The organism is Polaromonas sp., assembly GCF_043778355.1.
Lineage (GTDB): Bacteria > Pseudomonadota > Gammaproteobacteria > Burkholderiales > Burkholderiaceae_C > Polaromonas.
On sequence record NZ_JAYWHI010000015.1, the window covers coordinates 1 to 13,690 of the forward strand.

General features: G+C 61.5%; 11 protein-coding genes. All 11 read left to right on the forward strand.

Annotated elements, in window-relative coordinates; all coding sequences use genetic code 11:
- Positions 1–1,305, forward strand: a 1,305-nt coding sequence (gene rseP / locus ACH2CW_RS02440; RefSeq protein WP_395055262.1) for an RIP metalloprotease RseP, incomplete at its 5' end; no start/stop codon positions are given.
- Between the two features lie 12 nt (positions 1,306–1,317).
- A complete protein-coding gene (bamA, locus tag ACH2CW_RS02445; RefSeq protein ID WP_395055263.1) occupies positions 1,318–3,612 on the forward strand; it encodes an outer membrane protein assembly factor BamA in 2,295 nt (764 codons plus the stop codon).
- A complete protein-coding gene (locus ACH2CW_RS02450) occupies positions 3,612–4,118 on the forward strand; it encodes an OmpH family outer membrane protein (RefSeq protein WP_395055264.1) in 507 nt (168 codons plus the stop codon). The genes bamA and ACH2CW_RS02450 overlap by 1 nt, the downstream gene beginning before the upstream one ends.
- A gap of 20 nt (positions 4,119–4,138) precedes the next feature.
- Positions 4,139–5,206, forward strand: a complete 1,068-nt coding sequence (gene lpxD, locus ACH2CW_RS02455; RefSeq protein ID WP_395055265.1) for a UDP-3-O-(3-hydroxymyristoyl)glucosamine N-acyltransferase — start codon at positions 4,139–4,141, stop codon at positions 5,204–5,206.
- Entirely contained in the window at positions 5,203–5,643 is a 441-nt protein-coding gene (gene fabZ, locus ACH2CW_RS02460) for a 3-hydroxyacyl-ACP dehydratase FabZ (protein ID WP_305560082.1), read from the forward strand. The genes lpxD and fabZ overlap by 4 nt, the downstream gene beginning before the upstream one ends.
- A 22-nt stretch (positions 5,644–5,665) precedes the next feature.
- On the forward strand, positions 5,666–6,460 hold the full coding sequence (gene lpxA / locus ACH2CW_RS02465; protein WP_395055266.1) for an acyl-ACP--UDP-N-acetylglucosamine O-acyltransferase: 795 nt from the start codon (positions 5,666–5,668) through the stop codon (positions 6,458–6,460).
- A gap of 7 nt (positions 6,461–6,467) precedes the next feature.
- Positions 6,468–7,667, forward strand: a complete 1,200-nt coding sequence (gene lpxB / locus ACH2CW_RS02470; RefSeq protein WP_395055267.1) for a lipid-A-disaccharide synthase — start codon at positions 6,468–6,470, stop codon at positions 7,665–7,667.
- Positions 7,639–8,256 (forward strand): ribonuclease HII, encoded by a 618-nt coding sequence (gene rnhB, locus ACH2CW_RS02475; RefSeq protein WP_395055268.1) that lies wholly within the window; start codon positions 7,639–7,641, stop codon positions 8,254–8,256. Before lpxB ends, rnhB begins: the two co-directional genes overlap by 29 nt.
- Positions 8,253–9,035: a TrmH family RNA methyltransferase gene (locus ACH2CW_RS02480; protein WP_395055269.1), complete on the forward strand. Its 783-nt coding sequence runs from the start codon at positions 8,253–8,255 to the stop codon at positions 9,033–9,035. The genes rnhB and ACH2CW_RS02480 overlap by 4 nt, the downstream gene beginning before the upstream one ends.
- Positions 9,036–9,239: 204 nt before the next feature.
- A complete protein-coding gene (gene carA, locus ACH2CW_RS02485; protein WP_395055270.1) occupies positions 9,240–10,424 on the forward strand; it encodes a glutamine-hydrolyzing carbamoyl-phosphate synthase small subunit in 1,185 nt (394 codons plus the stop codon).
- Positions 10,424–13,654, forward strand: coding sequence for a carbamoyl-phosphate synthase large subunit (gene carB / locus ACH2CW_RS02490; RefSeq protein WP_395055271.1), 3,231 nt, complete (start codon positions 10,424–10,426; stop codon positions 13,652–13,654). The genes carA and carB overlap by 1 nt, the downstream gene beginning before the upstream one ends.
- The last annotated feature ends 36 nt before the right edge of the window (positions 13,655–13,690 follow it).

Sequence of the window (13,690 nt, forward strand, 5' to 3'; positions counted from 1 at the left end):
CACTACCGCGTTGCCGTGGCCTGTGGCGTCAAGGTGCTGAAGTTCTCAGTCGGTTTCGGCAAGCCGATCTACACCTGGCGGCTGAAGAACCGGCCGACCGAGTTTTCGATCGGCATGTTGCCGCTGGGTGGCTACGTCAAGATGCTGGACGAGCGTGAAGGCCCGGTCGATCCGGCCGAGCGTCATCTGGCCTTCAACAACCGACCGCTCGGCGCGCGTGCCGCAATCGTGGCGGCCGGGCCGGCTGCCAATCTGCTGCTGGCCATCGTGTTGTACGCCATCGTCAACTGGAGCGGCATGCAGGAACCGCAGCCCGTGCTGGCCAGTCCGGTGGTGGGATCGATTGCCGAACGTGCCGGTCTGCGCGGCGGTGAACGCGTCCAGCGGGCCGCCTTTGACGGCGAAGCCCTCGAGGAAGTGCGCTCATTTGAGGACTTGCGCTGGCGCCTCACGCGCGCGGCCCTCGGTGGGCGCGACGTACAACTGCAGGTCACCGACGGCGTGCGCGACTCCACCGGCGGCAGTGCTGCGGCGACCCGCAGCGTGCTGCTGCCGTTGGGGCAACTCAACGCAGCCGATGCCGATGCCCAGCTTTTCAGAAAGATCGGCATTCTCGGACCCTGGACACAGGCCGTGATCGGCGAAATCATGCCCGGCGGTGCTGCGGAAAAAGCCGGCCTGCGCGCCGATGACGTGGTGCAGCGCATCGGCGATCGCCCCATCGTCGACGGCCAGCAACTGCGGGAAACCATTCGCAGCGCCAAAGGCCCCCAGAGCTGGCAGGTCTTGCGAGGCGGGCAAACGCTGCAGTTGCAAGTCGAGCCAGAGATGCGCCAGGAGACCGGTCAGTCAATAGGGCGTATCAGCGCTTATGTCGGCTCGCCGCCAGCGCTGGTGACAGTGCGTTATGGGCCGCTGGACGGTTTGTGGAACGGCGCGGTGCGGACCTGGGAGGTGTCGGTGCTGACGCTCAAGATGATGGGCAAGATGCTGATCGGCGAGGCGTCGCTGAAAAACCTCAGCGGGCCACTGACGATTGCAGACTATGCCGGCAAGTCTGCGAGCCTTGGGTGGAGTGCTTACCTGCTGTTTCTGGCGCTGATCAGCGTCAGCCTGGGTGTGCTCAATTTACTGCCGCTGCCGGTTCTGGACGGTGGTCACCTGATGTATTATCTTTGGGAGGCGATCACCGGCAAGAGTGTGTCTGACGCGTGGATGGACCGCTTGCAGCGCGGTGGCGTTGCCATCTTGCTGGGCATGATGTCTGTTGCCCTGTTTAACGATGTCACCCGGCTTTTAGGCTAATACCTTTTTTTCATGCAAAAACAAAACAAACGATTCAAGCTCCGCAGCGTATCTGCGATGGTGGCCAGCTTTTTGATCGCGCAGGCTGCGTGGGCCGTGGATCCCTTCACCGTTCGGGATATCCGGGTTGAAGGTCTGCAGCGCGTGGAGCCGGGAACCATTTTTGCGTCGCTTCCGTTTCGTGTGGGTGAAACCTACAACGACGAAAAAGGCTCCAGTGCCATTCGCGCGCTGTTTGGACTCGGCCTGTTCAAGGACGTTCGCCTGGAGGTCAGCGGCGACGTGCTGGTGGTGATTGTCGAAGAACGGCCGACGGTGGCCGATGTGGACTTCGTCGGCGCCAAGGAGTTCGACAAAGAGGTGCTGAAAAAGGCGCTGCGCGATATCGGACTTGCAGATGGCAGGCCTTTCGACAAGGCCCTGGCAGACCGTGCCGAGCAGGAACTCAAACGTCAGTACATCAACCGCAGTCTGTATGGCGCCGAGGTGCTGACAACGGTGACCCCGATTGAGCGCAACCGCGTCAACGTGACGTTCAGCGTGATTGAGGGTGATGTCGCCAAAATCAAGGAAATCCGTGTTGTTGGCAACAAGGCTTTCAGCGAGTCCACCTTGCGTGGGCTGTTCGACCTCAATACCGGCGGCTGGCTCAGCTGGTACACCAAGTCCAACCAGTACTCACGCGTCAAGCTCAATGCCGACATCGAAACCCTGCGTTCCTACTACCTGACACGGGGTTACCTGGAATTCAAGGTCGACTCCACCCAGGTGGCCATTTCGCCGAACAAGCAGGACATCTCGGTGACCCTCAACATCACCGAAGGCGAGCGTTTCACGGTTTCCGGCGTCAAACTTGAAGGTAATTTCCTGGAGCGCGAGGAGGAGTTCAAGTCGCTGGTGACCATCAAACCCGGTGATGCCTACAACGCCGACCTGGTGGCTCAAACCGTCAAAGCGTTTACCGAGTATTACGGCAGTTTTGGCTTCGCTTTTGCCAAGGTGGACGCCAAGCCCGAGATTGATCGGGTCAACAACCGCGTGGCTTTTGTGCTGCAGGGCGATCCCTCGCGCCGCGCCTATGTGCGTCGCGTCAACATCAGCGGCAACAACCGCACACGCGACGAAGTTGTGCGCCGTGAATTCCGTCAGTTCGAGGCGTCCTGGTATGACGGCGACAAGATCCGTCTGTCGCGGGACCGTGTGGACCGCCTGGGTTACTTCACCGAGGTCAACATCGACACGCAGGAAGTGCCTGGCACGCCGGACCAGGTCGACCTGAACATGGCGGTGGTTGAAAAGCCCACCGGTAATCTGCAACTGGGGGCGGGCTTTTCCAGTGCTGAAAAACTGTCCCTGATTTTCGGCTTCAAGCAGGAAAATGCCTTCGGTACGGGCAACTATCTGGGCCTGGAAGTCAACACCGGAAAATTCAACCGGCAATTCGTGCTGAGCACGGTGGACCCCTATTTCACCAACGACGGTATTTCGCGGACTTTTGACCTCTATTCCCGAACATCGCGCCCCTTTGACAGCCAAGGCGGTGACTATCAGCTCAAGACCACTGGTGGCAGTGTGCGTTTTGGCGTGCCGTTCAGCGAAGTGGATACCGTGTATTTCGGCGTCGGGGTGGAACAGATCGATATTTCCGGTCCAGTTCTTCCCCAGGTGTATCGCGATTACATCCGTACCTTTGGCGCCAAGAGCAATACGGTTCCGTTGACGGTAGGCTGGTCGCGGGACGACCGGGACAGCGCGCTGGTTCCGAGCAAAGGTACCTTCCAGCGGGCCTATGGTGATTGGGGTGTGGCGGGTGATGCTCGCTTCCTGCGCGGCAACTACCAGGTTCAGAAGTACATTCCGCTGAACAAACAGTTCACCGTTGCCCTGAACGGGGAACTGGGTTGGGGCAAAGGCCTCAATGGACAGCCTTTCCCGGTTTTCAAGAACTCCTACTCTGGCGGCCTTGGCTCGGTGCGCGGTTTTGAACCGGGCACACTGGGTCCGCGTGATGCGCAGGGCAATGCCATCGGCGGACCGAAAAAGATCACGCTGAACGCTGAAATTCTGGCGCCTTTCCCCGGTGCCGGCAACGACCGCACCCTGCGCCTCTTCGGTTTCGTGGACACCGGCAATGTGTTTGGCGAAAACGACAAATACAGTCTGGGTGACTTGCGTTCGTCGGTAGGTATCGGCATCAGCTGGATTTCACCGCTGGGCCCTTTGCGCCTGGCGATTGCCAATCCGCTCAGCAAGAAGCCAACAGATAGAATCCAGAGATTGCAATTCCAAATTGGTACATCGTTCTAATGAAGTATTTTTCATCCAGAGTATTTCTTGCCACGCTGATGGCCCTGATCACCTGCACGGCAGGTGCTCAGGAGTTCAAGATCGGCATTGTCAACATCGACCGCATTTTCCGCGAGGCCAACAGCGCCAAGGCGGCGCAGGCCAAGCTGGAACAGGAATTCGGCAAGCGCGAAAAAGAACTTGGCGACCTGGGTACACAGCTTAAAACGCTGGCCGATAAATTTGAACGTGAAGCACCGACGCTGTCCGAGAGTCAGCGCGCGACCCGCCAGAAACAGCTGGTTGATCAGGATCGGGAGTTTCAGCGCAAACGCCGTGAATTCCAGGAAGACCTCAACGCCCGCAAGAACGAAGAGTTGCAGCAGGTCATCGAGCGCGCGAACAAAGTGGTCAAAACGGTTGCCGAGACTGAAAAATACGACCTGGTCCTGCAAGAGGCGGTTTATGCCAGCCCCAAACACGACATCACGGACAAGGTCATCAGGGCGCTCAACGCCGCCAGATAAGTACTGATCACAGGCCAGGTGTGACGCTCAGACTCGGGGATATCGTCGCATCGCTGGCAGGTGATTTTGACGCCAGGTTGGTGGGCGACCCGGATATCCTGATCCAGCGGCTCGCGCCTCTGGAGTCGGCCGGCCCCTCCGAGCTCAGTTTCCTCAGTCACATCAAGTACCAGTCCAAGCTGGGTCAGTCTTCGGCCGCCTGTGTGGTGGTTGGGCCCCAGGTCGAGCAAGTGGCAACACTGCGAGGCGCCTGTATCGTGGTTGGCGACCCGTATCTTTATTTCGCCCGCATCACACAGCTCTGGAAAATGCGCCACCAGCTTGCCGATGCAGCCAGGATTCATCCCAGCGCGTTTATCGACCCCTCCGCCAAACTTGCGCAGGATGTGTCGGTGGGTGCTTTTGCCTGTATTGGCGCACATTCAATTCTGGAGGCTGGTGTCCACGTTGGTGAACATGGCGTGATCGGCCGGGACGTTTTTGTGGGCGCGAATACACGGCTGGCCGCGCGTGTCACGATGGCGGATGGTTGCGTGATCGGCGCGCGCTGCATTGTGCATCCCGGCGCTGTCATCGGTGCCGACGGTTTCGGTTTTGCGCCGCATGAGGGTGCGTGGGTCAAGATCGAACAGCTTGGTGCAGTGCGTATTGGCCATGACGTAGAGATAGGCGCCAATACCTGCATCGACCGCGGCGCTCTGCAGGACACGGTGATCGAGGACGGCGTCAAGCTCGACAACCTGATCCAGATCGGCCACAACGTCCACATCGGTCGGCATACGGCGCTGGCTGGCTGCGTCGGCGTGGCCGGCAGCGCCACCATAGGCGCGCACTGCACCGTAGGCGGCGGCGCTGTGGTGCTGGGGCATCTGAGTCTGGCCGACCATGTGCATGTCTCGGCGGCCTCGGTGGTCACACGGTCCATCCGCAAGCCGGGGCACTACACCGGGCTGTTTCCCATCGACGACAATGCGAACTGGGAAAAAAATGCCGCCACGCTCAAGCAGCTTCACGGATTGCGTGAACGCCTCAAGGTGCTGGAGCAAACCACAGACATCGCCTCTCGAAAGAACCCAGAAAAATCATGATGGACATCCACCAAATCCTCAAGCAGCTTCCGCACCGCTACCCCTTTCTGCTGGTGGACCGGGTGCTCGAACTCGACAAGGGCAAGCGCATCAAGGCGCTGAAAAACGTCACCATGAACGAGCCGTTTTTTACCGGTCATTTTCCGCACCGGCCGGTGATGCCGGGCGTGTTGATGCTCGAAGCCATGGCACAGGCGGCGGCGCTGCTGGCTTTTGACATGCAGGGCATCACGCCCGACGAGAAAACGGTGTACTACTTTGCCGGCATTGACGGCGCGCGTTTCAAGCGCCCGGTGGAGCCCGGTGACCAGTTGATCATGGAAGTGACACTGGAGCGGCTCAAGGCCGGCGTGTTCAAGTTCAAGGGTGTGGCCCGCGTGGACGACAACATGGCCTGCGAAGCCGAACTGATGTGCACCATGCGCACCATCGCCTGATCGAGTCAGCGAAAGCGCTTCCGTGACAGGCATTCATTCCACCGCGCTGGTTGACCCTGCAGCCCAGCTCGACAGCAGTGTCAGCGTCGGTCCCTACACTGTGATCGGCCCGCATGTACGCATTGGTGCTGGCACGACGGTAGGTGCGCACTGCGTGATCGAGGGCCACACGACGATCGGGCGCGACAACCGCATCTTTCAGTTCAACTCCCTGGGCGCGATTCCGCAGGACAAGAAGTATGCGGGCGAGCCGTGCGAACTGGTCATTGGCGACCGCAATACCGTGCGGGAGTTCTGCACCTTCAACATCGGCTCTCCCGGCGACAGTGGCGTCACGCGTGTGGGCAACGACAACTGGATCATGGCCTACGTGCACCTGGCGCATGATTGCAATGTCGGCAACCACACCATTTTTGCCAACAACGCCCAGCTCGCCGGCCATGTGCATGTCGGCGACTGGGTGATCCTCGGCGGTTTCACGGTGGTGCACCAGTTCGTGCGCCTTGGGGCCCACAGCATGACGGCCATGTGTTCGCTGTTGTTTGCCGACCTTCCGCCGTTTGTCATGAGCCAGGGCCAGCCTGCCGCCGCCCGCTCCATGAATTTCGAAGGTTTGCGCCGCCGCGGGTTTTCCCCCGACCGCATCGCCGCCGTCAAGGGCATGCACAAGGCGCTTTACCGCGAAGATCTGACGCTGGCGCAGGCGAAGGTGCGTATCGCATCGCTAACGCACCAGCATCCAGAAGCAGCGCCCGATGTCCAGATGATGCTGGGCTTCCTGGAAGACACGTCGCCGCAGCGCGGCATTGTGCGTTAGGCCGCGTATGCCGGAAGCACCCAGCGCTCTGCCGGTCCGTGGAGTGGCTGGAACCTCCACCACACCTTCGTTCGCCATGGTGGCCGGCGAGACCTCCGGAGACCTGCTGGCAGGGCTGCTGCTCGACGGTTTTCGCGGGCGCTGGCCGGACCTGAGCGCCGGTGGAATTGGTGGGGTGCAGATGATGCGGCGCGGGTTCCAGGCCTGGTGGCCCAGTGAGAAGCTGGCCGTGCGCGGTTATGTCGAAGTGTTGCGCCACTACCGCGAGATCGTCGGCATCCGCACGCAGCTCAGGCAGAAATTGCTGGCCGACCGGCCCGACCTCTTCATTGGCGTCGATGCGCCCGATTTCAACCTGGATCTCGAGGCCGACCTCAAGGCAGCCGGCATCCGGACAGTCCATTTCGTGAGCCCCGCCGTCTGGGCCTGGCGCGCCGATCGGGTTGCGAAAATTCGGCGCAGCGTGGACCACGTGCTGTGCATTTTTCCATTCGAGCCAGCGCTGCTGGCCCAGCACGGCATTGCCGCCACCTACGTCGGGCACCCGCTGGCCAATGTGATCCCGATGAAACCCGACCAGGCCGCAGCGCGACTGCAGCTTGGACTTGATCCGGACGAGCTTGTGCTGGCCCTGTTGCCGGGCAGCCGTCGCTCCGAGGTTGACTACCTGGCTCAGCGTTTCTTTAAGGCGGCAGCCCTTGTCCAGAAGGCGCATCCAGCTATCAAAATCATAGTACCGGCGGTCCCTGCTCTGCGCGTACAGATCGAGCGGGCAGCGCAGTCCGCGGGCATGCTGGCGCGTGTGCAGATTGTTTCAGGCCAATCCCACACGGTGCTGGCTGCCTGCGATGTGACCCTGATTGCCAGCGGCACGGCCACGCTGGAAGCGGCGCTTTACAAGCGCCCCATGGTGATCGCCTACAACATGAACTGGCTGTCCTGGCAGATCATGCGCCGCAAGAAGCTGCAGCCCTGGGTCGGCTTGCCCAACATCCTGTGTCGGGATTTTGTGGTTCCCGAGCTGCTGCAGCATGCCGCCACGCCACACGCCCTTGCGGATGGCGTTTTGCAGTGGCTGGATGCGAAAATCGCCGCACCTGAAAATATCCGCGCGCTTGAACAACGATTTACAAAGCTGCATGAGGAATTGCAGCGTGATACCGCGAAAATAGCCACCGATGCGATCCAGAAAATTCTTGCAGGCTGAACAAAGCATGCTGTCCTGGGACACGCCGGGCCTGTGGGCCGGCGTGGACGAGGCCGGCCGTGGGCCGCTGGCCGGCCCGGTGGTGGCCGCGGCGGTGATTCTGGATGACCTGCAGCCGATCAAGGGCCTGGCCGACTCCAAGGTATTGACCGCTTCGCGCCGCGAAAAGCTTTACGACGAAATCCGTGCCAAGGCCCTGTGCTGCTCGATCGCCATGGCGACGGTGGAAGAAATCGACAGCCTCAACATCCTGCAGGCCACCATGCTCGCCATGCGGCGCGCGGTCGAAGGCCTGCGCCTCAAACCGGTCAAGGTGCTGGTGGATGGCAACCGCCTGCCGACGCTGAGCATCCTCGCGGAGGCCATCGTCAAGGGGGACGCGCTGGTACCGGCGATCTCTGCGGCTTCCATCCTCGCCAAGGTGCACCGCGACCGCTGGTGCGAGCAGTTCCACCTGGAGTACCCGCAATACGGCTTTGCCGGCCACAAAGGTTACGGCACGGCCGAACACCTGGCAGCCCTGCGTGAGCATGGCGCCTGTCCGCAGCACCGGCGCTCCTTCAGCCCCGTCGCCGAGGTCCTGCGTTGAGCGCTGGCGCACCGGTTCTGGTGACCTCGCGGGACAACACGCTGCTCAAGGACTTGCGCAAGCTCTCGCAGGACAACACCGCCTACCGCAAGCAGGACCGCGTCTGGCTCGAAGGTGATCACCTGTGCCGCGCGGCGCTGGCTCGCGGCGTGAAACCCGCTGTGGGCGTTTTTTGCGAGTCTTTTTGGCCTCTGGCCCCTGCCGAATGGGCCCAGGCAGCTATCAAAACCATAGTAATTCCCGATGCATTGATGGCCGACATCAGTGGGCTTGAGTCGCCCGCGCGCATGGGCTTCGTGATGGAACTGCCTGTATCGCCCACGCTGGCCCCGGGTGCGGCTTCGCTGATCCTGGACCGGGTGCAGGACGCCGGCAATGTTGGTTCCGTGCTGCGCAGTGCAGCGGCCTTCGGGTTCAGCCAGGTGCTGGCGCTCAAGGGAACGGCGGCGCTGTGGTCGCCCAAGGTGCTGCGCGCCGGCATGGGCGCGCACTTCGCGCTGCAACTGATCGAAGGACTGGCACTGGAGGACCTCGATGCACTGGCGGTGCCGGTGCTGGTGACCAGTTCCCACCACGGGAGCTTTCTACATCAGCAGGCCCTGCCCATGCCCTGTGCCTGGGCCATGGGCCACGAAGGGCAGGGTGTCGGCGACGCATTGATGGCACGCGCCGCCCTCAAGGTCCGCATTGATCAGCCGGGTGGCGAGGAGTCGCTGAACGTGGCCGCCGCGGCGGCGATTTGCCTGTACGCCAGTTCGCTGTCCCTGCCCAGGGCCTGAGCAGATCGACCTCGTGCTGGCAGCGCGCCATGCCACAAACGCATAAAGGCGATCTCGTCCGCAAGCTATAATCAGTGGCTTTTCAAAACACAGCTTCGCCCAGCGCATACCAAGCCAACCCCCTCACAAAAGCAGCCCGCAAGAGTCTTACCGAGACGTTTCTTGTGCACGCTTGGGCGAACCGTAACCCATCCGGAGAACCCAGTGCTTTTGTCTCTACAGGGAAAATCAGGAAGAAGCCCGCACGCCATCCTGGCGCTTGCAGACGGCACCGTCTTTCTCGGCAATTCCATCGGGGCCCCAGGCTCCACCGTCGGTGAAGTGGTGTTTAACACCGCCATGACCGGTTACCAGGAAATCCTGACCGACCCGAGTTATTGCCAGCAAATCGTCACGCTGACCTACCCGCATATTGGCAACTACGGCATCAACGCCGAAGACGTGGAAGCCGAGAAGGTCCACGCCGCCGGCCTGATCATCAAGGACCTGCCGCTGCTGGCCTCGAACTTCCGCATGGACATGACCTTGACCGAGTACCTGGTCAAGGAAAACACCGTCGCCATCGCTGGCCTGGACACGCGTCAGCTGACGCGCCATCTGCGCACACAGGGCGCGCAAAACGGCTGCATCCTGGCGCTGGCTGCAGGCGAGGACATCACCGAGGCCGCCAAAGACAAGGCCATTGCCGCAGCCAAGGCTGCGCCCAGCATGGCCGGCCTGGACCTGGCCAAGGTGGTCTCGGTCAAGCAAACCTATGAGTGGACGCAAACCGAGTGGAAACTGGGCGCGGGTTATGGCGTTCAGATAACGCCGAAATTCCATGTCGTGGCCTTTGACTACGGCGTGAAGAAGAACATCCTGCGCATGATGGCCGAGCGCGGCGCGCGCATCACGGTGGTGCCGGCGCAGACGCCGGCGGCCGACGTGCTCAAGCTCAAGCCGGACGGCATCTTCCTGGCCAACGGCCCCGGCGATCCGCAGCCCTGCGACTACGCGATTGCTGCGGTGCGCGAACTGATAGAGACCGGTATCCCGACCTTCGGCATCTGCCTGGGCCACCAGATCATGGCGCTGGCCAGCGGTGCGAAAACCTTCAAGATGAAGTTCGGCCACCACGGCGCGAATCACCCGGTGAAAGACCTGGACAACGGCCGCGTCAGCATCACCAGCCAGAACCACGGTTTTGCGGTCGATGAAAAAACGCTGCCGGCGAATTTGCGCCCCACGCACATCAGCCTGTTCGACGGCACGCTGCAGGGCTTGGCCCGCACCGACAAGCCGGCCTTCTGCTTCCAGGGCCACCCGGAAGCCTCGCCTGGACCGCACGACATTTCGTATTTGTTTGACCGTTTCACTGCCCTCATGGAACAGCATGGAGGGAAAAAATAATGCCAAAACGTACAGACATCAAATCCGTCCTCATCATAGGCGCTGGTCCCATCATCATCGGCCAGGCCTGCGAGTTCGACTATTCCGGCGTGCAGGCCTGCAAGGCGCTGCGTGAGGAGGGCTACAAGGTCATCCTGATCAACAGCAACCCGGCGACCATCATGACCGACCCGGCCACCGCCGACGTCACTTACATCGAGCCCATCACCTGGCAGACCGTCGAGAAAATCATCGCCAAAGAGCGCCCCGACGCGATCTTGCCGACCATGGGCGGTCAGACCGCGCTTAATTGCGCGCTGGACCTCTGGCACAACGGTGTGCTCGACAAGTACAAGGTCGAGCTGATAGGCGCCACGCCCGAAGCCATCGACAAGGCTGAAGACCGGCTGAAGTTCAAGGACGCGATGACCAAGATCGGCCTCGGTTCGGCGCGATCCGGCATTGCCCACAGCATGGACGACGCCTGGACGGTTCAGAAGACCTTGGGTTTCCCGACCGTGATCCGCCCCAGCTTCACGCTGGGTGGTACCGGTGGCGGCATTGCCTACAACTCGGAAGAGTTCGAAGTCATCTGCAAGCGCGGCCTGGAAGCCTCGCCGACCAACGAGCTGCTGATCGAGGAATCTCTGCTCGGCTGGAAAGAGTACGAAATGGAAGTGGTCCGCGACAAGGCCGACAACTGCATCATCGTCTGCTCCATCGAAAACCTGGACCCGATGGGTGTGCACACCGGTGACTCGATCACCGTCGCGCCGGCCCAGACCCTGACCGACAAGGAATACCAGATCCTGCGTAATGCCAGTCTGGCCGTGTTGCGTGAGATCGGTGTGGACACCGGCGGCTCCAACGTGCAGTTCTCCATCAACCCGGCCGATGGCCGCATGGTGGTGATCGAGATGAATCCGCGTGTGTCGCGTTCGTCGGCGCTGGCCTCCAAGGCCACAGGTTTTCCGATTGCCAAGGTCGCGGCCAAGCTGGCGGTGGGCTACACACTCGACGAGTTGCGCAATGAGATCACCGGCGGCGCCACGCCCGCGAGTTTTGAGCCCAGCATCGATTACGTGGTCACCAAGATCCCGCGTTTCGCGTTTGAAAAATTCCCGGCTGCGGATTCACGTCTCACCACGCAGATGAAGTCGGTTGGCGAGGTCATGGCCATGGGCCGCACCTTCCAGGAGTCCTTCCAGAAAGCCCTGTGCGGCCTGGAAGTTGGTGTGGACGGCATGAACGAAAAGACCCAGGACCGCGAGGTGCTTGAGAAGGAACTCGGCGCGCCCGGCCCGGACCGCATCTGGTACGTCGGTGATGCGTTTGCGCTCGGCATGAGCGTCGATGAAGTGTTTGCGCTGACCAAGATCGACCCCTGGTTCCTGGTGCAGATCGAGCAGATCGTCAAGATCGAGCTGGAGCTGGAAACCACCTCACTGGACAAGATCGACGCGGCCACGCTGCGCACGCTCAAGCAAAAAGGCTTCTCTGACCGGCGCCTGGCCAAGCAGCTCAAGACCACCGACACGGCGATCCGCGAACGCCGTGTCGCGCTGGGCGTGCGCCCGGTCTACAAACGCGTGGACACCTGCGCGGCCGAGTTTGCGACCAACACCGCCTACATGTACTCGACCTACGAGGCCGAGGGCAGCGAGTGTGAAGCCGCGCCTACAGCCAACAAGAAGATCATGGTGCTGGGCGGTGGTCCGAACCGCATCGGCCAGGGCATCGAGTTCGACTACTGCTGTGTGCATGCCGCGCTGGCGATGCGTGAGGACGGCTACGAGACCATCATGGTCAACTGCAATCCCGAAACCGTGTCCACCGACTACGACACCTCGGATCGCCTTTATTTCGAGCCGCTGACGCTGGAAGACGTGCTGGAAATCGTCGATAAGGAAAAACCGCTGGGTGTGATCGTCCAGTACGGTGGACAGACGCCTTTGAAGCTGGCGCTGGACCTCGAGAAAAACGGCGTGCCCATCATTGGCACCTCGCCCGACATGATCGATGCGGCCGAAGACCGTGAGCGCTTCCAGAAGCTGCTGCATGAACTGAAGCTGCGCCAGCCGCCCAATGCCACGGCCCGAACCGAGCCGGAAGCACTGGAAAAAGCCGCTGCCCTTGGTTACCCGCTGGTGGTGCGTCCCAGCTACGTGCTGGGCGGCCGGGCGATGGAAATCGTGCACGAGCAACGCGACCTGGAGCGTTACATGCGCGAAGCCGTCAAGGTCAGCCATGACTCGCCGGTGCTGCTGGACCGCTTCCTGAATGACGCCATCGAGTGTGATGTGGACTGCATCCGCGACCCGGAGGGCGTGACCTTTATCGGCGGCGTGATGGAGCACATTGAGCAAGCCGGCGTGCACAGCGGCGACTCGGCCTGTTCGCTGCCGCCGTATTCGTTGGCTGCCGACACCATCACCGAGATCAAGCGGCAGACCGCTGCCATGGCGAAAGCGCTGAATGTGGTCGGCCTGATGAATGTGCAGTTTGCGATCCAGCATGTGGACGGCAAGGACGTGATCTACGTCCTGGAAGTGAACCCGCGTGCCTCCCGCACGGTTCCCTTCGTCAGCAAGGCCACCGGCATCCAGCTGGCCAAGGTGGCCGCGCGTTGCATGGTGGGCCAGACCCTGGCTTCGCAGGGCATCGGCAAGGAAGTGACACCGCCGTACTTCAGCGTCAAGGAAGCGGTCTTCCCCTTCGTCAAGTTCCCCGGCGTGGACACCATTCTCGGCCCCGAGATGAAGTCCACCGGCGAGGTGATGGGTGTGGGCAAGACCTTTGGCGAGGCGTTTGTGAAGTCACAGCTCGGCGCCGGGACCAAGCTGCCGACCTCGGGCAAGGTTTTCCTGACCGTCAAGAACAACGACAAGGAGCGCGCCGTGGACGTGGCGCGCGCACTGGCGGCCCTGAAGTTCGAGCTGGTGGCCACCAAGGGCACGGCTGCCGCCATTACCGCAGCGGGTATCGCCTGCGGCGTGGTCAACAAGGTCACCGAAGGCCGGCCCCACGTGGTGGACATGATCAAGAACAACGAGATTGCGCTGGTCATCAATACGGTGGAAGAGCGCCGCAACGCGATCGCCGACTCGCGGCAGATCCGCACCTCGGCGCTGCTGGCCCGGGTGACGACCTTCACGACGATCGCTGGCGCCGAAGCTGCGGTGGAGGGCATGAAGTACCTGGACAACCTGACCGTGCATTCGATCCAGGAGCTGCACGCACAGCTGAACTGATCGGGACAAGTACCGAGCCGGTGCCGGCGCATTTGC

What these genes read in the sequence shown, in the direction of transcription:
- fabZ (WP_305560082.1), top strand. Translation starts at nt 5,203, where the DNA reads ATGATGGACATCCACCAAATCCTCAAGCAGCTTCCGCACCGCTACCCC.
- rnhB (WP_395055268.1), top strand. Translation starts at nt 7,639, where the DNA reads ATGCGATCCAGAAAATTCTTGCAGGCTGAACAAAGCATGCTGTCCTGG.
- bamA (WP_395055263.1), top strand. Translation starts at nt 1,318, where the DNA reads ATGCAAAAACAAAACAAACGATTCAAGCTCCGCAGCGTATCTGCGATG.
- lpxB (WP_395055267.1), top strand. Translation starts at nt 6,468, where the DNA reads ATGCCGGAAGCACCCAGCGCTCTGCCGGTCCGTGGAGTGGCTGGAACC.
- ACH2CW_RS02450 (WP_395055264.1), top strand. Translation starts at nt 3,612, where the DNA reads ATGAAGTATTTTTCATCCAGAGTATTTCTTGCCACGCTGATGGCCCTG.
- carB (WP_395055271.1), top strand. Translation starts at nt 10,424, where the DNA reads ATGCCAAAACGTACAGACATCAAATCCGTCCTCATCATAGGCGCTGGT.